Origin of the sequence: Chitinophaga agrisoli (assembly GCF_008386695.1) — a bacterium.
Classification (GTDB): domain Bacteria; phylum Bacteroidota; class Bacteroidia; order Chitinophagales; family Chitinophagaceae; genus Chitinophaga; species Chitinophaga agrisoli.
In genome coordinates this window covers 1,232,272-1,254,487 of record NZ_VUOC01000002.1, presented here as the reverse complement: position 1 = coordinate 1,254,487, position 22,216 = coordinate 1,232,272, and the positions used below count along the sequence as shown (strand labels likewise).

General features: G+C 50.0%; 23 protein-coding genes. 19 read left to right on the top strand and 4 right to left on the bottom strand.

Annotated elements, in window-relative coordinates; genetic code table 11:
- The first annotated feature begins 163 nt into the window (after window positions 1-163).
- The 10 genes from F0L74_RS34025 (at window position 164) to F0L74_RS12255 (ending at window position 9,815) form a co-directional block, all read left to right on the top strand.
- Complete coding sequence (locus tag F0L74_RS34025; protein ID WP_149838158.1) at window positions 164-703, top strand: TetR/AcrR family transcriptional regulator; 540 nt, start codon at window positions 164-166, stop codon at window positions 701-703.
- 291 nt (window positions 704-994) lie between these two features.
- On the top strand, window positions 995-1,534 hold the full coding sequence (locus F0L74_RS12290) for a TetR/AcrR family transcriptional regulator (protein ID WP_149838157.1): 540 nt from the start codon (window positions 995-997) through the stop codon (window positions 1,532-1,534).
- Between the two features lie 104 nt (window positions 1,535-1,638).
- Window positions 1,639-2,505, top strand: coding sequence for an alpha/beta fold hydrolase (locus tag F0L74_RS12285; RefSeq protein WP_149838156.1), 867 nt, complete (start codon window positions 1,639-1,641; stop codon window positions 2,503-2,505).
- A 78-nt stretch (window positions 2,506-2,583) separates the two neighbouring features.
- A complete protein-coding gene (locus tag F0L74_RS12280) occupies window positions 2,584-3,453 on the top strand; it encodes an alpha/beta fold hydrolase (RefSeq protein WP_149838155.1) in 870 nt (289 codons plus the stop codon).
- A 109-nt stretch (window positions 3,454-3,562) separates the two neighbouring features.
- The gene (locus F0L74_RS33885) at window positions 3,563-3,739 is read left to right on the top strand and encodes an SUMF1/EgtB/PvdO family nonheme iron enzyme (RefSeq protein WP_246197688.1); all 177 of its coding nucleotides are present in this window, start codon (window positions 3,563-3,565) and stop codon (window positions 3,737-3,739) included.
- Window positions 3,733-3,861: a hypothetical protein gene (locus F0L74_RS34020; protein ID WP_262714233.1), complete on the top strand. Its 129-nt coding sequence runs from the start codon at window positions 3,733-3,735 to the stop codon at window positions 3,859-3,861. Before F0L74_RS33885 ends, F0L74_RS34020 begins: the two co-directional genes overlap by 7 nt.
- A gap of 27 nt (window positions 3,862-3,888) precedes the next feature.
- Window positions 3,889-4,887: an L-histidine N(alpha)-methyltransferase gene (locus tag F0L74_RS12270; protein ID WP_149838154.1), complete on the top strand. Its 999-nt coding sequence runs from the start codon at window positions 3,889-3,891 to the stop codon at window positions 4,885-4,887.
- A gap of 24 nt (window positions 4,888-4,911) precedes the next feature.
- The gene (locus F0L74_RS12265; RefSeq protein ID WP_213086949.1) at window positions 4,912-5,520 is read left to right on the top strand and encodes a TMEM175 family protein; all 609 of its coding nucleotides are present in this window, start codon (window positions 4,912-4,914) and stop codon (window positions 5,518-5,520) included.
- A gap of 28 nt (window positions 5,521-5,548) precedes the next feature.
- Window positions 5,549-6,319: an SDR family oxidoreductase gene (locus tag F0L74_RS12260; protein WP_149838153.1), complete on the top strand. Its 771-nt coding sequence runs from the start codon at window positions 5,549-5,551 to the stop codon at window positions 6,317-6,319.
- Between the two features lie 208 nt (window positions 6,320-6,527).
- Window positions 6,528-9,815: an AsmA family protein gene (locus F0L74_RS12255; protein ID WP_149838152.1), complete on the top strand. Its 3,288-nt coding sequence runs from the start codon at window positions 6,528-6,530 to the stop codon at window positions 9,813-9,815.
- A 9-nt stretch (window positions 9,816-9,824) separates the two neighbouring features.
- Here F0L74_RS12255 and F0L74_RS12250 read toward each other — a convergent pair whose 3' ends face one another.
- Window positions 9,825-10,955: a YncE family protein gene (locus F0L74_RS12250; RefSeq protein WP_149838151.1), complete on the bottom strand. Its 1,131-nt coding sequence runs from the start codon at window positions 10,953-10,955 to the stop codon at window positions 9,825-9,827.
- Window positions 10,956-11,073: 118 nt separating this feature from the next.
- Here F0L74_RS12250 and F0L74_RS12245 point away from each other — a divergent pair, with 118 nt between their 5' ends.
- Window positions 11,074-11,883, top strand: coding sequence for a GNAT family N-acetyltransferase (locus tag F0L74_RS12245; RefSeq protein ID WP_149838150.1), 810 nt, complete (start codon window positions 11,074-11,076; stop codon window positions 11,881-11,883).
- A gap of 14 nt (window positions 11,884-11,897) precedes the next feature.
- Here F0L74_RS12245 and F0L74_RS12240 read toward each other — a convergent pair whose 3' ends face one another.
- Window positions 11,898-12,878, bottom strand: coding sequence for an NAD-dependent epimerase/dehydratase family protein (locus F0L74_RS12240; protein ID WP_149838149.1), 981 nt, complete (start codon window positions 12,876-12,878; stop codon window positions 11,898-11,900).
- Window positions 12,879-12,972: 94 nt separating this feature from the next.
- Between F0L74_RS12240 and F0L74_RS12235 the strand changes: the two genes are divergently transcribed.
- The 3 genes from F0L74_RS12235 to F0L74_RS33270 all read left to right on the top strand — a co-directional run bounded on the left by F0L74_RS12235 (window position 12,973) and on the right by F0L74_RS33270 (window position 15,859).
- On the top strand, window positions 12,973-14,013 hold the full coding sequence (locus F0L74_RS12235) for a phosphotriesterase family protein (protein ID WP_149838148.1): 1,041 nt from the start codon (window positions 12,973-12,975) through the stop codon (window positions 14,011-14,013).
- A gap of 97 nt (window positions 14,014-14,110) precedes the next feature.
- Window positions 14,111-15,628 (top strand): choice-of-anchor I family protein, encoded by a 1,518-nt coding sequence (locus F0L74_RS12230; protein ID WP_149838147.1) that lies wholly within the window; start codon window positions 14,111-14,113, stop codon window positions 15,626-15,628.
- An 87-nt stretch (window positions 15,629-15,715) separates the two neighbouring features.
- Entirely contained in the window at window positions 15,716-15,859 is a 144-nt protein-coding gene (locus F0L74_RS33270) for a hypothetical protein (protein WP_188315978.1), read from the top strand.
- Between the two features lie 90 nt (window positions 15,860-15,949).
- Here the strand turns inward: F0L74_RS33270 and pepE are convergent, their stop codons facing one another.
- Window positions 15,950-16,669, bottom strand: a complete 720-nt coding sequence (pepE, locus tag F0L74_RS12225) for a dipeptidase PepE (RefSeq protein ID WP_149838146.1) — start codon at window positions 16,667-16,669, stop codon at window positions 15,950-15,952.
- A gap of 135 nt (window positions 16,670-16,804) precedes the next feature.
- On the opposite strand from pepE, the gene F0L74_RS12220 reads away from it, so the two are divergent.
- A complete protein-coding gene (locus F0L74_RS12220; protein WP_149838145.1) occupies window positions 16,805-18,013 on the top strand; it encodes an FAD-dependent monooxygenase in 1,209 nt (402 codons plus the stop codon).
- Here F0L74_RS12220 and F0L74_RS12215 read toward each other — a convergent pair.
- Window positions 17,988-18,737, bottom strand: coding sequence for a cupin domain-containing protein (locus tag F0L74_RS12215; protein WP_149838144.1), 750 nt, complete (start codon window positions 18,735-18,737; stop codon window positions 17,988-17,990). The genes F0L74_RS12220 and F0L74_RS12215 overlap by 26 nt on opposite strands.
- 183 nt (window positions 18,738-18,920) lie before the next feature.
- Here F0L74_RS12215 and F0L74_RS12210 point away from each other — a divergent pair, with 183 nt between their 5' ends.
- The 4 genes from F0L74_RS12210 to F0L74_RS12195 all read left to right on the top strand — a co-directional run bounded on the left by F0L74_RS12210 (window position 18,921) and on the right by F0L74_RS12195 (window position 22,210).
- Window positions 18,921-19,637 (top strand): RNA ligase family protein, encoded by a 717-nt coding sequence (locus F0L74_RS12210; RefSeq protein WP_149838143.1) that lies wholly within the window; start codon window positions 18,921-18,923, stop codon window positions 19,635-19,637.
- The gene (locus tag F0L74_RS12205; RefSeq protein ID WP_246197687.1) at window positions 19,600-20,721 is read left to right on the top strand and encodes an AAA family ATPase; all 1,122 of its coding nucleotides are present in this window, start codon (window positions 19,600-19,602) and stop codon (window positions 20,719-20,721) included. Before F0L74_RS12210 ends, F0L74_RS12205 begins: the two co-directional genes overlap by 38 nt.
- A 29-nt stretch (window positions 20,722-20,750) precedes the next feature.
- The gene (locus F0L74_RS12200; RefSeq protein ID WP_149838142.1) at window positions 20,751-21,083 is read left to right on the top strand and encodes a tRNA-binding protein; all 333 of its coding nucleotides are present in this window, start codon (window positions 20,751-20,753) and stop codon (window positions 21,081-21,083) included.
- A 140-nt stretch (window positions 21,084-21,223) separates the two neighbouring features.
- The gene (locus tag F0L74_RS12195) at window positions 21,224-22,210 is read left to right on the top strand and encodes a YjgN family protein (protein ID WP_149838141.1); all 987 of its coding nucleotides are present in this window, start codon (window positions 21,224-21,226) and stop codon (window positions 22,208-22,210) included.
- The last annotated feature ends 6 nt before the right edge of the window (window positions 22,211-22,216 follow it).

The window sequence follows — 22,216 nt, the reverse complement described above, 5'->3', positions numbered from 1 at the left end:
ACCTGGCTTTTATTGATGTATCCCGCTATGTATTAAAAACCACTATCTTCTGAACGCTCCAGCCGGCTGCTCTAAAGATGACCTGCCACAGCCCGTTGCCACCGGGAGAGACATCATTCCAAACAGACTTGTCTGTTTCCAATTATTGCCATACTTTTGCATCATGAAAAAGAATGTGATCAGGCAGACTATCATAGATACAGCAACACGTTTATTTTATAAACAGGGATACAACGGAACGGGCATTAACCAGATCATTGAGGAAGCCGGCATTTCAAAAACCTCTTTATACCAGAATTTCAAGTCTAAAGAAGACCTGTTGATGGTATACCTGGAGGAAACAGGGGCAGAGACGGACGCCGCCCTGAAAGCAGCCGCGGATAAACACGAGGATCCCAAAGATAAGGTGCTGGCCGTATTTGATTACCTGGATGATCTGGTGCAGCAGAAAGAGTATTACGGCTGTAATTTCCTTAATATAGTTTCCGAAATGCCCAAGGAAGCGGTCCGGGTAAGGAAACAGATCAAGAAACAAAAAGACAATGTAAGGAACCTGTTTGCCCGCATTCTGAAACCCGTTCAGAAAGAAGCCATGGCCGACGAGCTGTATACGCTATTTGAAGGGGCTTTGATAGGTAACAAAGTACATGATGATGTATGGCCCATCAGATCCGCACGTAATATTGTTAACAAGCTGTTGTAAGCATCAATTACCATCATCATTAACCGTCCTGGCTTTTTAGCGTTCGCTCTTCAGCGGATGCAGTATTGTCAAAGCCGCCGTGATCATGCCGTTTGTGGCGATTATCAGCCGCGTTTTATTAGAACGCATCCATCAACATTAGTTTAGAACGCAGCTGTCGGTCTTCTTAACAAACACCTCCACCTGATCTTTATACCCCCGCCATTTCTGCTATCCTCTTTCTTCCCGTTATTTTAAAAATAATTAAAAACAGACTTGTCTGTTTTGGAAATATTTCTATACCTTTGACACATGAAAAAGAAATCGATCAGAGAGGTAATTGTGGGCACTGCTACCCGTTTGTTCTACAGACAGGGCTACAGCAACACAGGCATTAACCAGATAGTGGACGAAGCTGGCATCGCAAAATCTTCACTGTACCATTACTTCAAATCAAAAGAAGACCTACTGATGGCATACCTGGAGGAAACCGGGGCAAAGACCCATGCGGCCCTTAAGGCGGCAGCCGATGAGGTAAATGAGCCCCGGGATAAAGTAGTGGCCATATTTGATTACCTGGAGGGGCTGGTACAGCAAAAGGATTTCTTTGGATGCAATTTCCTGAACATCGTATATGAGCTGCCGGAAGATGCGGTGCGCATACGGGAGCAGGTCAAATACCAAAAGGATACCGTAAGACAGCTGTTTGCGGAAATACTGCAACCCATCCATAAAGAGCGGCTGGCCGATGAGATCTATACCTTATTCGAAGGCGCCCTGATCGGGAACAAGGTACACAGCGATACCTGGCCTATTGTGAGGGCGCGGGATATCGTAAAAAAGCTGATCTGATTTTTGATCTTGTAAAAAACCAACCTGTCTGTTTATTAAGTGAACAATATAGATAGAACAGATAGCCAGCACGGAGTAAGCACCACTATATAATATCTGCAACAATGAAAAAACAAACCATGCATTACAAGCAGCAGCATGTTGATGGGATCAACATTTTTTACCGGGAGACAGGAGACCGGACCAAGCCGCACCTCATTCTCCTAAACGGCGTACCCTCTTCTTCCAGCGCCTTCCAGGAACTCATGAATGACCTGAAAGACGATTTTTATCTCGTAGCGCCGGACTTCCCCGGCTTTGGCAACAGCGATATTCCCAGCCGGCAGGAATATGAGTATACTTTTCATAACCTGTCAGTAACAATAGAGAAATTCATCAGCCAGCTGGGTCTTGTAAAGCCGCATCTGTACGCCATCGGATACGGGGGGCCAGTGGGCTTCAGGATTGCGGTGCGCCAGCCAGCGCTGTTTGCCTCGTTGATCCTCCAGAACTCCAACGCCTATTTTGAAGGATTAGGGCCAGCCATGCAGGCGGCAGAGCCGTACCTGAAGAACCGCAACGAAGAAACAGAGCAACTGGTACGCCCCTTATTAACTACACTGGATGGTATCAAGCTATTTTACCTCAGCGGGGCAGAGGATGCCTCCAGGATCAATCCAGACGGCTATAACAATTCTTTTTACTACCTGAACCGTCCCGGACAGCAGGAAATACAGCTGGACCTGCTGTACAATTACGGCAGCAACCTGGCGGAATATCCTGCCTGGCAGCAATTTCTGAAAACCCAGCAACCGCGCATATTACTGGTATGGGGCAAAAATGATGTTTTCTTTCCCCTATCTGCCGCGGAAGCCATCAAAAAGGATGTGCCCGGCGCTGAGCTCCATGCCTTTAATACCAGCCATCTGGCGTTGGAAGAATACCATACTGAAATAGCAGAAAAAATCCGGAAATTCGTAAACGGCCGCTGATTTCTTTTTGCTACTTACTTAAACCAACTTGTCTGTTTTCGAGAGTTCAATTATTGATCATTAAAAAAGCAAAAAATTATGAACGCGCAATCTGTAAACTACCGTGACATTAAGGTAAACGGCGTAAAGATCTTTTATCGCGAATCAGGGCCGGCAGGCGCTCCCGTCGTGTTGTTACTGCATGGTTATCCCACCTCATCACACATGTTCAGGAACCTGATACCGTTGTTAAATGACCAGTATCATGTGATCGCACCGGACCTTCCGGGATTTGGTTATTCGGATGCACCGGCTTACGAAACATTTAAATATACTTTTGATAACCTGGCCGGCATTATGCAGGGTTTTATCGATCAGCTGGGCCTGAAACGTTTCGCCATTTATGTATTTGACTATGGCGCTCCGGTAGGTTTTCGCCTGGCTGTTGCCAACCCGGAAAAGATCACCGGCATCATATCACAGAATGGTAATGCCTATGTGGAAGGCCTGAGCGATGGCTGGAATCCCATCCAGAAATACTGGAACGACCCATCCGCAGAGAACCGTAATGCATTAAAGATGATGGCTACCGAAGAAACTACCCGCTGGCAGTATGAGCATGGGGTAAGCGATACCAGCCTGGTGGCCCCGGAATCCTATACGCTGGATCAACACTTCCTGGATAGGCCCGGTAATGTAGATATCCAGCTGGACCTGTTTAAGGACTATGCCTCTAACGTGGCCCTGTATCCCACTTTCCAGGCTTATTTCAGGGATAAGCAACCTGCTTTCCTGGCCGCATGGGGCAATAAAGATCCGTTTTTCCTGCCTGCCGGCGCAGAGGCCTTTAAACGGGATATAAAGAATGCAACCGTCACCTTCTTCGATACAGGTCATTTTGCCCTGGAAACGCATGTACGCGAAATAGGCGCTGCCATCCGCAGCTTCCTGGAGAAATTACCTGAATAAATAGCAGTTCAAGTGCACAACCGTGGCAAGGCGGCGGCTCCGGAGGCGGCTGCTTTGTCAGGGTTGTGCTGTTTATCCGTCTAAATAGGAAAATGTTTTTTTATGACAGATGATCAAACGGTGGGAGAGAGGTATGCGGTTGCCTACGGAGGCGGAGTGGGAAGTAGCTGCCCCGCAGCTACACTGGGGCCAGCGGTGGGAGTGGACAGAAAGCGCCTACCTGCCTTATCCGGGCTTTAGTAAAGCGCCCGGTGCGCTGGAGAGTACAACGGCAAATTTATGGTAAGTCAGCAGGTACTGAGAGGGGCTTCTGAAGTAACATCTCCCGGTCATAGCCGGATCAGCTACCGGAACTTCTTTCAGCCTGAGCTGAGATGGCAGTTTACCGGTATCCGGCTGGCAAAATAGTACCCTTATATAAAACAGGTTTTGAACATGAAAAGTCAACAAAGGATAATAGCGCCAACGGAAGTGTGCGCAACCACCCAGATCAACACAAAATTTTACCGGGATGTGATCACCGGTTTACGCGCAACATCTAAATACCTGCAATCCAAATATTTCTATGACGCCGCGGGGGATAAGCTGTTCCAGGATATCATGGAATGTGAGGATTATTATCCGTTTGCCTGCGAGCTGGAGATCTTTATGCGGCAAACGGCGGCGCTGGCGAGTGCGCTTGCGCATCCCGGAGGTAGTTTTGATCTGATTGAGCTGGGCGCGGGCGATGCTACAAAATCCGGCTTTCTGTTACAACACCTGCTGCAACAAGGCGCTGACTTTACGTATATGCCGATAGATATTTCCCGGAATGTGATCTCCCAGCTGGAAGAAACGCTGCCCGCAACATTACCGGGTTTACGCATGACTGGCCTGAACGGGGAATATTTTGATATGCTACGGCAGGCGGCCCGGCTTTCCAATAACCGCAAAGTAGTCTTGTTCCTGGGCTCTACCCTGGGGAATATGACGGTGCATGATACGGCCCTGTTCTGCCAGGAGCTGCGGGAGCATTTACAGCCGGGGGATATGGCACTGATAGGTATAGACCTGAAGAAACATCCAAAGACGATACTGGCGGCCTATAACGACCGGGAGGGCATTACCCGGAAATTTAACCTGAACCTGTTAAGGCGCATTAACCGGGAGCTGCACGCCAATTTTGACCTGAGCGCGTTTGAGCATTATCCTACCTACGACCCGGAAACAGGCAGCTGTAAAAGCTACCTGGTAAGCCGTACAGACCAGGAAGTGGAGATCAATGGGCAAGAGATCATCCGTTTTGCCAAAGATGAGCACATTTTTATGGAGATCTCCCAAAAGTATACGGTATCGCAAATGGACCAATTAGCCGCTGACGCCTCCTTTAAACCGGCCGGCCAGTTCTTTGATCACCGGAAATGGTTTATGGACGCCATATGGCTGGCGGTATAAGATCACCTTTAAAAACGAGCAGTTATGACGACGGACAAAAAAATGCACGGACCAGAAGAGTCTGCGCCGGAACGCGTAAACGCATTTTCAGACGGCGTGTTTGCCATTGTGATCACCATTATGGTGCTGGAATTAAAAAAGCCGGAGGAGCCCACATTCGGGGCATTGTTCCACCTGTGGCCTACCTGGATCAGTTATGCCGTAAGCTATCTCTTTATCGCCATCGTTTGGGTAAACCACCACTACCTGTTAAAGTACGCCAAGGGGGCTTCTTTCCGCTTAATATGGGGCAATTTTGCGCACCTGTTCAGCGTGTCCCTGATCCCCATTTTAACGGTTTGGATAGCGGAGAGCAAACTGGCGGCGGTACCGGTAGCCTTGTATGCAGGCGTGTTCATGCTGGTGAACGTCACCTACCTGGTGCTGGCATGGGAATGCCTGGGCGTCAGGAGGCCAACGGCAGCAGCTGTCCGTACCAGGAAGCTGCTGCATATCCGGTCCTTTTTTACCATCTCGCTGTTCTTCCTGGCGATGGTCGTTTCTTTTTGGTTCCCCTACCTGGGTCTGGGGCTGATCTGCTGTTGCCTGGGGCTGTACTTAAGACCGGAAATACCGGGTAAACCCGGCTATTAAATATTTATTACATCAACAAAAACAAACCATGGAAACTTCAGTTGTAATTGTAACGGGCGCCAGCCAGGGTATTGGCAAGGCTACGGCGCTTAAGTTAGCCGGAACATTTGGCGCAATAGTATTGGTAGCCCGTGATGAGGATGGCCTGCAGGAAACGGCTGCTGCCATAAAAGCGCAGGGTAAGCAAACCTTAACAATAGCCGCAGATCTGCGCCTGCCGCAGGCGGCAGAGCAGATAGTGCAGGCAACACTGGCGCAGTTTGGCAGGATAGACGCCCTGGTGAATGTAGCCGGCGCCGTGCCGCAGATCGACCTTTTTGAAATGACGGATGAACAATGGAATGATGGCGCGGAACTGAAGTTGCATGGCGCACGCCGCCTGGCCATCAAAGCCTGGGAGGCCCTGAAAGCGGCCAAGGGCGCAGTGGTATTTATTTCCGGTACCAGCGCCTTTACGCCCAAACCTACTTTTGCGGCAGTAGCCACTATTAATGCCGCTATTATCGCACTGGCCAAGGCCTTTGCTGACCAGGGCATCAAGGATGGCGTACAGGTGAACAGCGTTTCTCCCGGTCCCGTTATGACCGGGCGCCGCAAATCCTTCCTCACCAAATGGTCGCAGGCAAATGGCGTTTCTATGGAAGCAGCAGCCGGGAAATTCCTGGAGGAAGCCCATATAAGCCGTTATGGGGAACCGGAAGATGTGGCGGAACTGATCGCATTCCTGGTGTCGCCACCCGCCCGCTGGATGACCGGCAACGCATTGCGCATAGATGGGGGAGAAGTAAAAGGGATCTGATAAAAAGGACGTATCAAAGTGCTGATACGTCCTTATATTTTACGGCAATAAACTTGATAAATAAGGCTAAATAAAGGGGGAATTCCGTTACGGTCCATAAAATATATCTGGTTACCAATACGTTAAAGGTTGGGCCCATTTTAACAGGCTCATTATTTAGCAGTACTGTATCTTTGGGCCCGAAAATACCTGCTGGCCGATCAATTATATGGAACGTAAAACACGCAAACGGATACTTCGTTTTATACTGATACCTATTATTGCCCTGTTGTTACTGGTGGGCATTGCTGCTGCTATCCTGTTCACCCAGCAACAACGGCTTGTGAAGATGGCCGTAAAAGAGCTTAACAAACAACTACGCGGAGAACTGGCTTTAGGCGGCAGCGATATTTCCCTTGTACAGAATTTCCCTTATATCTCCATCGGGCTTAAGAATGTACAGTTCTATGCCAGTAAAGCAAAAACAAGCCGTCCTATCTATGAGGCGGAACGTATGTACGTGGGTTTTAGCCTGCCGGATATATTGAAACAGCAATACCGCGTAAAGGCTATTGTCCTCAAGAATGGCCATCTGGACCTGGTACAGGACAACCAGGGCAATCTGAACATTGTGCAGGCCAGCGAAATGAAGCCGGATACCTCCACCAGCATAGATACTACTTCCACCGAACTGGACCTCGATATTAAAAAGGTGATCCTGAAAGAGATGCGGGTCACGTACCTGGATCAGCAGAGCGGGCAACGTATCGCTACGCATATAGAAAAGATAAAGGCCGCTGTGCGTATAGACAGTGTGCTGATCAACGCAGACCTGGACGGTAAAATGGTGGTGGACTATACCAGCCCGAAAGATACCTCCCTGTTCCGTCATAAACACGTGGAAACCAATATACAGGTCTCCTACAACAAACCATTAAAACTGGTAAAACTGGGCAAGGGTAAAGTGAAGCTGGAAGAAGCCCTGTTCGATATCACCGGCACGGCAGACCTGCTGCATGGTAATGATATTGATTTCCACATAAAAGGGGATAAGCCGGACTTTAAGCAACTGTTTTCCTTTGCCCCGGAAGATGTGGCCAAAGAGCTTAAACATTTCAAATATGACGGTCACCTGTCCTTTGATGGTAAGGTAAAAGGTAAACTGGAAGGCGGGCAACAACCGCTGATAGAACTATCCTTTTCCATTGCTGACGCCTGGTTGCATAATACAGACTCCGATAAAAAACTGGATTCCCTGGCCTTTACAGGTTTTTACACCAATGGCGCGCAGCACTCGCTGAAAACCTCGGAGCTGCGCCTGTTGAATATGAATGCAAGGCCTGGTAAAGGCGTTTTCCGCGGCAGTTTTGTCATGCGTGATTTTTCTGATCCTAAGATATTGATGCAGGTGGACTCTGACCTGGAACTGGAGTTCCTGGGCGATTTCCTGGGCATTAAGGACTTGCAGCGCCTCACCGGCCGTATCCGCCTTAAGATGAACTTTAAGGAACTGGTGGATATCAGCGTGCCGGAGCAATCCATGAACAAACTAACGCAAGGCATACAAAGTGAGCTGACTGTAAGCAATCTTACGTTCCGTATACCCAACTACCCGTATAATGTGGAGCATCTGAACCTGCATGCAGATATGAAAGGTGGTTTTGTAAAACTGGATTCCCTGGCCTTTACCGTAGGCAGTTCAGATTTTCATATGGAAGGCTCGCTGAGCGATCTGCCCGCGCTCTTCCATGCACAGGACAAATCTGTGCTGGTAACCTTTAATGCCCACAGTAACAAGATAGTGCTAAAGGAACTGATGGCAAGATCAGACAGCGCGAAGCGGGACCTGGCTAAATCCCCCACGGATACTGCCAAACGCCGGAAGGGCAGGGAAGAGATCTATGGGTTTAACATCGGTATGTCGCTGGAAACATCTGTGAATGAGCTGCTGCATCCCAACCCGCTGCCCAAAGGCAAGTTTAAGATAGAGAAGCTGTTTGCCTCCTTTAAACGTTATCCGCATGCCTTCCATGATTTTGGCGCGGAGCTCACCATCGGCGATACCTCTTTATTGCTGCGCAATTTTGCCGGCCGTATAGATAGCAGCGATATCAAGTTCAGCGGCCGCGTTAATAATTACGCGCTGTGGTTCAATAAGGTGATGAGAGGGCGTACCCAGGTGGCCTTTGACCTGAAATCCCAGCGCCTGGCCATGCATGATGTGCTGGGCCGTATGAGCCGTAAATATGTGCCCGGGGATTATCATGAAGAAGTGGCTACCAATATCTGGCTGCGCTCTAAGATAGACCTGCGCTATGATTCTGTTTTCCGTTTTGCCAATATCAAGATCGCCAATATCTCCGGCGAGTTAAAGAAACACGCCTTTAAACTGGATAGCATCAGTGGTAACGTAAAAATAGGGGCCGATAATTTTATCCGGATAGACACGCTGAAGGGTAAGGTAGGCCGCAGTGATTTTGATATCAATATGCGCCTGTACGCGGGTAAGGATACCGTTAAAAGGAAGAAGGAGAATTTCCTGCTCTTCTCTTCCCGGTTGCTGGATGTGGATCAGCTGACGAACTACAAGCTTACTGCCTCCAATGATCCTGCCGCGGCGCCTTCCATATCAGAGATGCCCACCAAACCAGTGGCCACAGCGGCGGTGAATAAGACTTCCACGCATGCGGATGCGTTCAACATCTTCCAGATACCTTTTATTGATTTTAAAGCCACTGTTAACGTGGCTACCATCAAATACCACCGCCTTTGGATCAAGAAATTGTCCAGCAATGTACGCATGCAGGCAGATCAGCATCTGTACCTGGACACGCTGATGATGGAGATAGCAGAAGGTAAACTGGCCGCAAGAGGTCACTTTAACGGCAGCAATCCTGAAAAGATCTACCTCACCAGCCGTATTAAGGTGGATGATATGAACATCGAGAAAATGATGCTGAAGCTGGATTATTTTGGACAGGACTATGTGATCAATAAAAACATCAAAGGCCGGCTGAATGGTACCATCCGCAGTTATGTACAGGTGCATCCGGACCTTACGCCGCTGATAGACCATTCCAAAGCGCAGCTGGATGTAGATATCCGTAATGGCGTGCTGATAAACTTTGCGCCCATACAGGCCATGTCGTCTTATTTTAAGGATAAGAACCTGAACATGGTACGTTTTGATACCCTGCGTAACAAACTTACTTTCCAGGACGGCGCGCTGACCATCCCCAATATGAATATCAACTCTTCCCTGGGCTTTATGGAAATATCCGGTAAGCAGTCGCTGAACCTGCAGATGGAATACTACATGCGCATTCCCATGAAAATGGTCACGTCCGTAGGCTTCCGGGCGCTGTTTGGCAGAAAGCAGGAAGAGGTAGACCCCGACCAGGTAGACGCTATCGAATACCGGGACGTGGACAAGAAAGTACGTTTTATGAACATCAAAGTTACCGGCACGCCGGATAACTTTAAGATAGGTTTAGGTAAAGCCAAGAAATCTACCTGACCGTAACGGCTATTGCGTCACCCGCCCTACGCCAAACTGGTCGCCGGCGCGGGTGGCCTTATTACCGCTGAACTCAACCTCCACCATCTTTTCGCTGGCCACACTGTTATTGAACTCGTCCTTTAAGGTTAAGAGTATCTTGCGGGTCTTTACATCAATTACCTCTCCGCTGGAGGGGTAGGCGTATTTGCCGTCCAGGCTGAAGGTTACCCATCCCGGCATATCCTGTAAAGGAATGGTGGTAAGCTGTTGGTAAGGAGGCGTGGCCTTGAAGATATGCATGCGCATATTATGGCCATCGCATACCCAGAGCTCCTTTTCATCCGGCGTAAGGCCAATACCATGGCTTGGGTTGCCGTGCCGCCTTACCGGTCCCATTTCCCAGCCTTCTACTTCCACATGGGCCAGCTTAGCGCCGGTTTTCAGATCGCCCACTTCGAAGCCCAGCAGGCTGTCTATCGTTACGTACACCAGGGTTTCTTTACCGTTGATGGTAAAGGGGCGTATGTGGTTGTTAAATTCGCCCACTTTGCTTACGATACTATTTGTTTGCGGATCCGCAATATAGAGCCAGGGGCTGGCCAGATCATCCAGGTACACCCGTTTGCCCGAAGGACCGTAGATGGTGTTGTGCGCTCTTCTGTATACCTCTATCTTCTTGATCACATCGCCCGTTTTACAATCCACCACATTCCAGAATTTATTTTCAAGGGAAGGCAGGTACATGGTAAGGCCATCCGGCGAGATGGACATGCGGTCGCAGCCGGCTTCATAGAATTTTTCCCATACCACTTTTTCCGTAGTAAGGTCTATGCGCTGTAAGGATTCCAGTGTGCTTACATATATGCTGTTGAGCGGAATGCTTACGGCAATGCCTTTTACGTTGGATGGTTTGCCGTTGGGATGTAGCCCTTTGGTGCTGATCCTTTTCACAAAACGGTGATTGTTGTCCATATCGAACACCAGCAGGCCATGGCCGCCAAATCCAAGGTAGTCGCGTATGCCGGGCGTAGCTACGTAGAGATAATGTTTTTCTCCCGCTTTTCCGGGTTCTTCAGTGGTATGTGCGGGAGCGCCGGCGGTTAAAAAGAGGGCAGATAATCCGCAGAGCAGTAATACAGCGGGCAAGTGTGCTTTCATAACGATGTGTAATGGTCTATGGGTAAAATAGGCGATTTTCCCTGTATTTTTTACACTTAATGGAATATCAGCGTAATTTAGTGATCATCGGTATCCCTTCACCCCCAAAACAACGGTTATGGAACATCAGGAGCCCGTCTTTTCCCATGCAGAGCCCTGCTTTCCTGTAAAAGACGTAGCGGAGACCATCCGTTACTGGCAGGAAGTGCTTGGTTTCCCGAATAAGTGGACCTGGGACGATCCCCCTACATTAGGCGCTGTTTCCTGGCACGGCGCGCATGTACAGTTCTTTCAGTATACCGGAACTACACCCCTGCCAAAGGAGTATTCCGTTTGGATACGTGTGCGGCATGTTGACGCGTTGTATGCCCTGCACCAGCAGCGGAACGCCAATATTGTATCGCGGCTGGAACAGCAGCCATGGGGCATGCATCAATATGCCGTGCGGGATAATAATGGCTACTATGTGTGTTTTGCCGGTCCGGTGGAGGATAAGCGGGCCACTGATGCGGTGCGGCCGCCTGCTGTAAAAGTACATATGCAATTGCCAGCTGCGGAAGATTATATACGTTTATCTGTAGCGGTAGGATGGTCTGCCTTAACGCACGAAGCAGCCAGGGCGCGCATAGCGCCCGCTGTAACGGGCGTGATAGCGGCAGATGCGGAAAGCGGTATGGTAATAGGCTGTGTTCTATTAATGGGGGATGATCTTAGCTATTATTATGTAAAGGATGTAATGGTGCATCCGGACTGGCAGCGGAAAGGCATAGGCACAGCCATGATGAAGGCGCTTACCGGCTGGCTGGATACGCATGGCGCCGATAAGGCGCTGGTATCGCTTATAACGGGCGAAACGCTGGAGCCGTTTTATCGGCAGGCAGGGTTTACGGAGGCATTTGGTATGATCAGGTATGTGAATAAAGGATGATGTTTCACAACTCGTTATACCGGGTACGGTCCTTCCGTAAATGTCTCCGCATGATACCCTTTTGCGCCTATCACCTTCGCTAAAGGGCTTTGCACCGTTTCTCCCGCCTGTAAACGCGCTATCAGGTACTTGAAATCATACTTTGGCTGCCAGCCCAACTCCTTGCGTGCGCGTTCATTCACATATACCCGGTCCAGGCCGGGGAACATATGCCAGCCTTTCTGCTGGTACAGATCCACATACTCCGGTATTAAACGTTGCAGCACAGCCGGCGCATTACTCCGCAGTTCCGCCAGGTCTGCCTGGGAGAACGGTGTGGTAGCGCTGATAATATACTTGCCAAAACCTATTTCGCCGGTACGTGCTATTGCGGCAATATGCGCGCTTACGGCGTCCTCCACATCCACGCGGCGGGAAAGGTATTCATTGGCTTTCATGTTCGCATCTGCGTACGCATCCCGCGTGGCTTTATGATCGTCTTCCTCGGGGAAGAAACGGGAGGTGCGCAGTACGGTACAGGCCAGTCCGTTATTCCGGTAGAACAGTGCGCAGAGGTCCTCTGCGGCGGCTTTGGTAACGCCGTAAATGTTCTTGGGAACGGGCGTTACCTCCTCTGTGATCCATGCCGCGGGCATGCCAGCGGGTGGTACCAGTGCATCTCCGAATACGCTGGTGGTACTGGTAAAAACAAAGCTATGTACGCCGGCGGCTACCGATTCCTGTAACAGGTTCAGTGTGCCGGTGATATTGGTATCCACAAATTGCTGTAAGCTGTGTGTGCCCACATGCGGTTTGTGCAGGGTGGCGGTATGTAATACTACCTCTACACCTTGCAGGCATTGTTTTACAAAATGACGGTCCACGATAGAACCGGTATGCGTAGTAAAAGGGGAGGGCAGTATATCCAGGCTCACCACTTCATAAGGCAGTTCGCGTAAAGTGCGCACCAGCGCTTCGCCCAGGTGGCCGGTGCTTCCGGTAACTAAAACTTTCATATAATTGACTACAATACAGTTTAAAAGAACATCCAGTCAGGTAAAATTACTGTTTTTACTTATATTGCTATAGCGCTTCCTTAAACTGCTTATCATGCTCCACGTTATCTCCCGCAGGCATTTCCTTACATACGCCCCCGCCGTTTTCAGCATAGCCGCCTGGCTCAAAGCTGCTGCTGCAAGTCCGGCAGCGGGTATCATCATGACGGTGAATGGTCCCATACGGCCTTCGGAGCTGGGTGTTACCTTGCCGCATGAGCATGTGCTGGTGGATTTTATTGGGGCAGATAAGGTCTCGCCCAACCGCTATGATGAGCATGAAGCTTACCGCATTATACTACCGCACCTCTTATCCCTGCGGGAAAAGGGCTGCCGTAGCCTTATAGAGTGCACACCCAATTTCCTGGGCCGCAATCCCCGCCTGTTACAAAGGCTGTCCCTGGCGGCCGGCTTGCATCTCATCACCAATACCGGTTTATATGGCGCTGCCGCTCATAAATACCTGCCCGCCTATGTGCAGCAGGAAACGCCGGAGCAACTGGCCGGCCGCTGGGTGGCAGAATGGAAGAACGGGATAGGGGATACCGGTATTAAACCGGGGTTTATTAAAAGCGGTATGGATAAGGGGCCCTTAAGCCCCTTACAGCGTAAGCTGGTAACTGCCGCTGCGCTTACCTGGCGGCAAACTGGTCTGCCCATTGGCATCCATACCGGCGATGGCGCCGCTGCACAGGAAGAGGCGGCCATACTAAAAGAAATGAAGGTGCCGCTTAGCGCCTGGATCTGGATACATGCCCAGAATGAAAAGGACCTGGCCATACATGACCAGCTGGCCGGCGCCGGGGCCTGGGTATCGCTGGATGGCCTTAGTAAAGAAAATGCGCAGGATTATATTACCCGCTTAACCCGGCTCAAACAGCACGGCTTTTTACAACAAACGCTTATCTCCCACGATGCTGGTTGGTATAATGTAGGGCAACCCGGCGGTGGTCAATTCAGGAATTATAATTACCTGCTTACTGCGTTCGTGCCGCTGTTAAAACAACATGGTTTTACGGAGGCGGATATCCGTATGCTTACCGTGGAGAACCCCGCCAGGGCGTTTACCATCCAGCCGCAGCCAGCCGGTGTTTGACGCTTGTTAACATTAAAATAACCCAAATTTTACACGCGATTCGCGCAAAGGTGCTAACCTTACGGTCTATTATCAAACCTATATCAGACTAAAAAGTATGAATTTCCAAAAATTCCTGCCCGTTGTGGCATTGGCTGTACTATGCGCCTGTTCCAAAGATGATAAAGATGGTGGCCAAAAACCTCCTTCTGGTGGCGAAAACCCCGCAACCTTTGCGGAGATAGGTACCATTGATATTGGCGAGGAAGCCGGCGCCGCTGAGATCAGCACCTATGATCCTGCTACCAAACGCCTGTTTGTGGTAAATAATGAAGAAGGACAGCCCAATAAGATCGATGTGATCGATTTTGCGGATCCTTCCAAAATGACGGTGATCCATAGCATTATTACGGTTGGCGGCGCGGTGAACAGCCTGAGCGTAAACAACGGCAAGCTGGCGGCAGCCATAGAGGCGGCTAACAAACAGGACGCCGGCCATGTGACCGTATATAAGACCAGCGATTATACGGAGATCAAGACCATCCCTACCGGCGCTTTACCGGACATGATCACCTTTAGCCCGGATGGTAAATACATCCTTACTGCTAACGAAGGTGAGCCCAGCCAGGACTATACGGCAGATCCGGTTGGTTCTGTGTCCATCATCAGCGTAGATAACAACTACAGCGTGGTGAATGTGGATTTCAGCTCCTTTGCTTCCCAGCAGGCTGCCCTGCAGCAGAAAGGCCTGCGCGTGTTTGGCCTGAATGCCTCTTTTGCCCAGGATATGGAGCCCGAGTATGTCACTATCTCCGCTGATTCTAAAACTGCCTGGGTCACCTTGCAGGAGAACAATGCCATCGCAAAGATCGATATCGCTACCCAAAAGGCTACGGACATCTTCCCCCTGGGCTTTAAAGATTATAACCTGGATGCTAATGCAGTAGACCTGTCAGATAAAGACGGTGGCATTAGTTTTAAGAAGTGGCCGGTAAAAGGGATTTATATGCCGGACGCCATTGCCGTATTTGAAAAAGACGGCACGCCTTACCTGTACACCGTAAACGAAGGCGATGTGCGCGAGTACGATGCACTGGATGAAGCCGTGCGTATAAAAGATCTTCACCTGGATCCCGCTGCATTCCCGGATGCTGCTACCCTGCAGAAAGACGAGAACCTGGGCCGCCTGAACGTAACGCCTTACCTGGGCGATGCGAATGCAGACGGTTTGTACGAGTCCCTGTACTCCTTTGGTGCGCGATCCTTTAGCGTATGGAATGGTACCAACGGTACCCTGCTGTACGATAGCAAAAATGAGCTGGAAGTAAAATGCAACGGAGCAGGTTATTATGACGATGGCCGTAGCGATGATAAAGGCGTAGAAGCGGAAGGCATTACCATTGGTAATGTAGGCGGTAAAGCCATTGCCTTTGTAGGTATGGAAAGGTCTGATGCCGTAGCGGTGTATGATATCTCCACACCCTCCGTACCGCTTTTCCTGCAGATCTTAAAAACAGGCGATGCGCCGGAAGGGGTGCTGTTCGTATCTGCCAATGACAGTCCTACCAAGAAAAGCCTGTTGATCGTGAGCAGCGAGGATGATGGCGTTATCAAAGTGTATTCACCCAAAGAATAACCGTAAAAACCCTGTTTTTACGGGAGTAAATCCTGTGGTGTTTTGTGTTAAATTGAATATTATTCACCATTTAACCAGACACAGACTATGAAAAAGAAAACATCACAGAAATTACAGCTGGTAAAGATCAAGTTGGCTAACCTGAGCCGCGCAGATCAGCAAACAGAAAAGAACCGCACGCTGCCCACTACGCAGTATATCTCCTGCGGTGCTACTTTCTGGGTTTGCTGATAGCTGGCTGATCACAGGAAGGATTAATAATAGAGAAGGGAATGAATGGCTAAGCATTCATTCCCTTCTCTGTTGAAGAAAGAATAGATATTACAGATGTACCTGTGAAATGGTAGTCATAACAGTCCCCGCTTCCAGCTCATAAGGCATTTTGCCCTGCTCAAAGATCCGCGCGGGCTGTGTGCCTTCCAGGGTGATCACATCGCCCTTTACCCTTATCCAGCTGCCCTCGCGTAAACCAATTACCGGTGTGTTTTGCTGCGTATGGAATTCGAATATCCGGGTCTCCCTGGTTTCACCCATATGCGGCAGGGAAGGGATAGGGTCCAGGTAATGCGGGTTCAGGTTAAACGGTACCAGCCCCATGGTCCGGAAACTGGACGGGTATACAATAGGCATATCATTGGTGGTTTGCATATTAATACCGCCAATATTGCTGCCCGCACTGGTACCCAGGTAAGGCTTGCCTTTTTCTACTTCCTGTTTTAACACATCCATCAAATGCAGCTCATGCAGCTGTTTTACCAGCAGAAAAGTGTTGCCGCCACCGGTAAAAAAAGCATGGCCTTCGCGCAGCGCCTGTTGCGGATCAGGGAAAGTATGCAGGCCGCGTACGGGAACGCCAAAGTCCGCAAAAGCAGTGGACACACGCGCCGTGTAATCGTCATGGGAAATGCCGCCGGGCCGTGCATAAGGAATAAAGATCACTTCTGGCTTGTTGCCGAAAAGCTCCCTGATAACAGGCGCCAGGTAGGCGAGATAAGCTTCTCCATAGAGGGTAGAGGTGCTGGCCAGAACAATGTTTTTCATGGGTGATGGTCGTTTTTATGCTTGGTGGCGCAAAATACATTTTTTGCCGGTGCAAAAACTGTCTTCACCGGTTTTTTGCCCTGCGTTAACCTATCTGCTATAGCCCCAGGCAAACATGCTGCCTAGCTTTGCAACATGAAAACAAATACTGTATTAATATCGGGGGCCAGCATAGCCGGCCCGGCACTGGCTTACTGGCTACAGAAATATGGATATAAGGTGACCATTATTGAGCGTGCGCCGGGCATACGGCCGGGTGGGCATGCGGTGGATTTCCGAGGCGCGGTGATGCCTTTATTAAAGGAGATGGGCGTGGATGAAGAGATACGCCGTCGCCAGACCCGCGCCGGCAAGATCACGATCGTTGATAAGGATAACCGCAAAAAGGCCAGCTTCCCGGACGGCTTTACCAGCGGCGAGCTGGAGATCATGCGGGGCGATCTTGCCAATGTGCTGTATGATGCCACCCGCCATGAGGCGGAATATATTTTTGATGATACGATCACTTCACTTACAGAACACAACGACGGTGTGGAGGTAAGTTTTCAGCGCAACAAACCCCGCCGTTTTGACCTGGTGTTTGGCGCAGACGGTATGCATTCCAGGGTAAGATCTATCGCATTTGGTACAGAGGCCAGTTATATAAAACATATGGGGCTGTATATCGCCATCTTTACCGTGCCCAATTTTATGGACCAGGGTATGGATGGTGTGTATTACGGCGTGCCGGGTAAACGGGTGGGCATATTTGGCGCAGATAACGGTAAAGAGGCCCGTGCTTCTTTTTACTTTACGGAAGACTCGCTGGAGTATGATTACCGGGATATTGAACAGCAAAAACGGATCATCCGCGAAAGGTTTTCCGGCGAGGCATGGGAGGTGCCTTACCTGCTGGAGCAGATGGACAAAGCGCATGATTTTTATTTCGATTCTATCGGTCAGATCAAAATGGACCGGTGGTATAAAGGCCGCATCGCGCTGTTGGGAGATGCCGCCCATTGCGCTTCTCCCATGTCTGGCATGGGCACCTCCATGGCAACTATTGGCGCCTATATACTGGCCGGCGAACTGATGGAAGCAGACGGCGATCATGAAAAAGCATTTGCCAGCTACGACGCGCAGATGCGGGAATTTGTATTGCGTTGCCAGGGACTGGCAGATGGCGTGGATTGGTTTGTGCCCAAGACTAAATTCAGGCAGTGGATGAGTAATCAGCTATGGAAGATCCTACCTTACACGCCCTGGAAGGATATGATGGTAACATTGCCCTTAAAAGTGGCCAGTTCCATTAAGCTAAAGGAGTACCGCCAACCAATGCCTACGGCGTTACATGCCACTGTATAGCATAATACTCCGCCGGCTCACTGGAAAGGTTTTTGGCTGCATGCGGCACATTGGCCTCCAGGAAAACAATATCGCCTGCTGAGGCATCATGAAAGGTATCGCCTGTCTGCATTTGCACCTTGCCTTTGATCAGCAGGATGATCTCTTCCACCCGGTGCGTGTGTGCCGGGTGGCTGGCATAACCTGGGTTTAGCTGGGTAGCATGTATATCAAAACGGGGGAACAGGCCGGAGGGCCTGTCAAATAAAGGGCGGTACGCGCCTTTGTCGGAAGTGGTGACCGGCAGCGTATTCCATTCTTTAATCAGCGAGCCGCCGGCATCGCGGCCGCGTTGTATGTTTCCGGGTATTTTCGTTTGATAGTTGAGCACATAAAAAGTAAGCGGCTCCTTACCTGTATTCTTACAGCTGTAGGCATCGCCTGCTATTACCAGCGCCAGGCTGCGGGGGCCAATGGTTTGGGAAGCCTGGCCAGCCTGCAGGTGCATGTTCCCGCTTTTTACGATCACCAGTTTTTCCAGCGCCTGTTCCTGTGCAGGCGCTTTCCATGTTTTGTTGGCCGCCAGTGTTACGGTGTAGGCATATAAGGTAGTAAGGTCCAGTGTACTGCCGGAGATGATGGGCTTTTCACTGTTCCACGGATATACGGCAGAGGCCAGGCTGTCTGTTTGCGCATGGGCAAATGCGGGGGCCAGCAGCAGTAAGATCATCCATAATGTTTTCATGGGAGTATTATTAATTCTTTAATATACAAAAAAATAACCCTGAAAGAAATTTGTATATCTTTGCCCCCATTATGTAAAATCTATCATACAAAGTGCCATGTAATATCACAAACATATAAAAGGTAAACAAGGCTGCTTCTCAGGCGGCCAGGTATCTTATTTGTTGATATTAAACCTCAGGACATGGCTATTTCACAAAAATACGGCCGCACCTTTCATTATCCGTTCTCTCCCGGCACCACCAGCGATGATCGCATACAACACGATTACTGGCAGCACCTGAGCCGCATACCCGCGTTGGTACATACGGAGAAACTGGACGGGGAAAACAACTGTCTTTCCCGCCTGGGCGTGTTTGCGCGTTCGCATGCAGCGCCCACCACATCACCGTGGACGGAGAGCATACGCCGTTTCTGGCAAAGTATAAAACATGATCTGGGCAACCTGGAAATATTCCTGGAAAACCTGTACGCGGTGCATTCCATCGCCTATCGCCAGCTGGATCATCATTTTTATGTGTTTGCCGTACGGGAGCATGACCAATGGCTAAGCTGGGAAGAGACCCGGTATTATGCAGCCATGCTGGACCTGCCTACCGTGCCGGAAATAAAGGTCTTTACGCCGCCGTTACAACAGGCAATTTTTGAAAAAGAAGTACTGGAGATCGTAGCCGGCCCCGGCGCCTTTGATGCGCATGATGCGCACAGCGGCCGGCCCGCAACGATGGAAGGTATTGTTACCCGCAATGCCGCACAATACCCGGTAGCGGCATTCCCGGAAAATGTATTTAAGTACGTAAGGAAGGGGCACGTGAAAACAGACGAACACTGGACCCGTCACTGGCAACGCGCCCCCCTGCATTATGAAGGAGGTAAACATGTGGACCATCACAGACAATAAAAACTGGGCTTATCTCGAACAACGTTTTGAGTGGGTACGGGTCATGGCGTTAACGCCACAGGACCCTATCCACCATGCGGAAGGGAACGTGGCCATTCACACGCAAATGGTGCTGCAGGAACTGGAGCAGGCAACTGCTTACCAGGCGCTTGGCCCGCAGGAACAGGAGATCCTGTGGGCATCAGCGCTGCTGCATGATGTGGAGAAGCACAGTACCACCGTGACAGAGCCGGACGGCAGCATCACATCCAACGGCCACGCCCGCAAGGGCGCACAAACAGCCCGCCGGATATTGTACACAGAGATACCGGCGCCTTTTGAAATAAGGGAACAGGTAAGCGCCCTGGTACGTTATCATGGCCTGCCGCTCTGGATCTTTGAAAAACCGGATCCTGTAAAAGCGCTGGTGAGAGCCAGCCTGGAAGTGAATACCGTATGGCTGGCGCTACTGGCGCGGGCAGATGTGCTGGGCCGCTGCTGCGCGGACCAGCAGGAAATGTTATACCGCGTGGATTGTTTTGAAGAGCTGTGCAAAGAGTATGGCTGCTGGGGTATTGCCAAACCCTTTACCTCATCCCACGCGCGTATGCATTACCTGCAACGGGAAGATGCTTACCTGGAATATATGCCGTTTGAGCAGCCTGTGACAGAGGTGGTGCTGATGAGCGGTTTACCGGGCGCCGGTAAGGATACGTTTGTGCAACGCAATTACAAACACTGGCCGGTGATCTCGCTGGATGGGATCCGGGAGCAGCATGATATAGCCGCTACGGATAAAACCGGCAACGGGCAGGTGATACAGGCGGCCAAGGAACTGGCCAGGGCTTATCTGCGCAAGCAAACCGGTTTTGTGTGGAATGCGACCAATACCACCCGTATGATGCGGGAACAATTGATATCATTGTTCCTGTCATATGGCGCCAGGGTAAAGATCGTGTACATAGAAAGCCCTTACCAGCAACTGCACCGGCAGAATAAGAGCCGGGAGGCCGCCATACCGGTCATTGCGCTGGACAAGCTGGTGCATAAGCTGGAAGTGCCGGTGTTATGGGAAGCCCATGAAGTAGAGTATTATGTGGGTTAAACAGTATATTGCCGCTGAAACAATTTGTCATGGCTACAATAGACGATTTTAACAAACTGGATATCCGTGTAGGCAAGGTCATAGCAGTGGCGGATTTTCCGGAAGCCAGGAAACCGGCCTTTAAGCTCAGCATTGACCTGGGGCCAGAGATCGGCATCAAACGCTCATCCGCCCAGATCGTGCAAAACTACACAAAGGAAGAGCTGGCGGATAAGCTGGTATTATGCGTGGTAAACTTTCCGCCGCGGCAGATAGGGCCCTTTATATCTGAAGTGCTTACCCTGGGCGTACCGGATAAAGATGGGAATGTAGTACTGATCGAACCAGGTAAAACTGTGCCGCCGGGCGGAAGACTCTATTAATTAATTTGTGCGCAAGCGCTTCATAACTAACGGATAAGGCTGTTCCTTAATACAAGGGGCAGCCTTTTTTAGTTATCATGACAGTTAAAATGGAAATATTTAATATATTTGTTTTCATTATATAACAACCTATTTCCCCTATGCAACAAGAGTACGGCCCTTCGGGCAATCCCATTAACCGTCCTGTAATATCATTTAAAGGCGACGGTGGTACCTATTTTGGTATTCTCATTGTAAACATGCTGCTGACCATTATAACCCTTGGGCTTTATTATCCCTGGGCTAAAGCCAAAAGGCTGCAATACCTGTATTCCTCCACAGAGATGGAGGGTTCCCGGTTTGAATGGAGCGGCACCGGTAACGAGATGTTCAAAGGATTCATCATAGTGGTAGCCGCTATCGTGGGATACTATATACTTGCCTTTGCTATCGGAGCATTGGGGCTTACGGGGCCGGTGAGTGGTACGCTCATTGCACTGACCTACGTGTTTATCGTGTTCCTGCTGATCCCTTATGCCATACATGGCGCCAACCGTTACCACTGGTCCCGCACTTCCTGGAGAGCCATCCGTTTTGGCTACCGTGGCGACAGGACTGAATTCATTAAGCTGTGGGCGAAAGAACTGCTGCTCACCCTTATTACCGCTGGTATCTACGGCTCCTGGATGACGATGAACATACGCAATTACCTGCTGCGTAATCTCCGTTTTGGTAGTGGAGAGTTCTTCTACGATGGTGACGGCTGGGAGTATTTTAAACTGAACCTGAAAGGGTGTATTCTAACTGTTTTAACGCTGGGTATTTATTCTTTCTGGTGGCAGGCGGATATCTTCCGCTATTACATCGATAACATACGCCTCACCAGCAAGGACAACAAGGTGCTGGAATGCCGTTCTACCGCTACCGGCGGCGAATTGGCAGGCTTACTTATCGTAAACATGCTGATGCTCGTTTTCACCTTTGGCATCGCCTATGCCTGGATACAGATCCGCACCATAGAGTTCGTCATGAACCATGTGGAGATCCGGGGTGATCTGGAGCTGAGAGAACTGCGGCAGACAGAAGAAGAATACAGGAACTCTACCGGCGAAAACCTGGCAGATATGCTGGACCTGAGTATTATCTAATTACGC

Excerpts from the sequence above, each read along its gene's own strand:
- F0L74_RS12290 (WP_149838157.1), top strand. The coding sequence starts at position 995 with ATGAAAAAGAAATCGATCAGAGAGGTAATTGTGGGCACTGCTACCCGT.
- F0L74_RS12245 (WP_149838150.1), top strand. The coding sequence starts at position 11,074 with ATGGAACATCAGGAGCCCGTCTTTTCCCATGCAGAGCCCTGCTTTCCT.
- F0L74_RS12240 (WP_149838149.1), bottom strand. The coding sequence starts at position 12,878 with ATGAAAGTTTTAGTTACCGGAAGCACCGGCCACCTGGGCGAAGCGCTG.
- F0L74_RS12230 (WP_149838147.1), top strand. The coding sequence starts at position 14,111 with ATGAATTTCCAAAAATTCCTGCCCGTTGTGGCATTGGCTGTACTATGC.
- F0L74_RS12220 (WP_149838145.1), top strand. The coding sequence starts at position 16,805 with ATGAAAACAAATACTGTATTAATATCGGGGGCCAGCATAGCCGGCCCG.
- F0L74_RS12255 (WP_149838152.1), top strand. The coding sequence starts at position 6,528 with ATGGAACGTAAAACACGCAAACGGATACTTCGTTTTATACTGATACCT.
- F0L74_RS33270 (WP_188315978.1), top strand. The coding sequence starts at position 15,716 with ATGAAAAAGAAAACATCACAGAAATTACAGCTGGTAAAGATCAAGTTG.
- F0L74_RS12285 (WP_149838156.1), top strand. The coding sequence starts at position 1,639 with ATGAAAAAACAAACCATGCATTACAAGCAGCAGCATGTTGATGGGATC.
- F0L74_RS12210 (WP_149838143.1), top strand. The coding sequence starts at position 18,921 with ATGGCTATTTCACAAAAATACGGCCGCACCTTTCATTATCCGTTCTCT.
- F0L74_RS12265 (WP_213086949.1), top strand. The coding sequence starts at position 4,912 with ATGACGACGGACAAAAAAATGCACGGACCAGAAGAGTCTGCGCCGGAA.
- F0L74_RS12200 (WP_149838142.1), top strand. The coding sequence starts at position 20,751 with ATGGCTACAATAGACGATTTTAACAAACTGGATATCCGTGTAGGCAAG.
- F0L74_RS12215 (WP_149838144.1), bottom strand. The coding sequence starts at position 18,737 with ATGAAAACATTATGGATGATCTTACTGCTGCTGGCCCCCGCATTTGCC.
- F0L74_RS12205 (WP_246197687.1), top strand. The coding sequence starts at position 19,600 with ATGAAGGAGGTAAACATGTGGACCATCACAGACAATAAAAACTGGGCT.
- F0L74_RS12250 (WP_149838151.1), bottom strand. The coding sequence starts at position 10,955 with ATGAAAGCACACTTGCCCGCTGTATTACTGCTCTGCGGATTATCTGCC.
- F0L74_RS12195 (WP_149838141.1), top strand. The coding sequence starts at position 21,224 with ATGCAACAAGAGTACGGCCCTTCGGGCAATCCCATTAACCGTCCTGTA.
- F0L74_RS34025 (WP_149838158.1), top strand. The coding sequence starts at position 164 with ATGAAAAAGAATGTGATCAGGCAGACTATCATAGATACAGCAACACGT.
- F0L74_RS12235 (WP_149838148.1), top strand. The coding sequence starts at position 12,973 with ATGCTCCACGTTATCTCCCGCAGGCATTTCCTTACATACGCCCCCGCC.
- pepE (WP_149838146.1), bottom strand. The coding sequence starts at position 16,669 with ATGAAAAACATTGTTCTGGCCAGCACCTCTACCCTCTATGGAGAAGCT.
- F0L74_RS12260 (WP_149838153.1), top strand. The coding sequence starts at position 5,549 with ATGGAAACTTCAGTTGTAATTGTAACGGGCGCCAGCCAGGGTATTGGC.
- F0L74_RS12270 (WP_149838154.1), top strand. The coding sequence starts at position 3,889 with ATGAAAAGTCAACAAAGGATAATAGCGCCAACGGAAGTGTGCGCAACC.
- F0L74_RS34020 (WP_262714233.1), top strand. The coding sequence starts at position 3,733 with ATGGTAAGTCAGCAGGTACTGAGAGGGGCTTCTGAAGTAACATCTCCC.
- F0L74_RS33885 (WP_246197688.1), top strand. The coding sequence starts at position 3,563 with ATGATCAAACGGTGGGAGAGAGGTATGCGGTTGCCTACGGAGGCGGAG.
- F0L74_RS12280 (WP_149838155.1), top strand. The coding sequence starts at position 2,584 with ATGAACGCGCAATCTGTAAACTACCGTGACATTAAGGTAAACGGCGTA.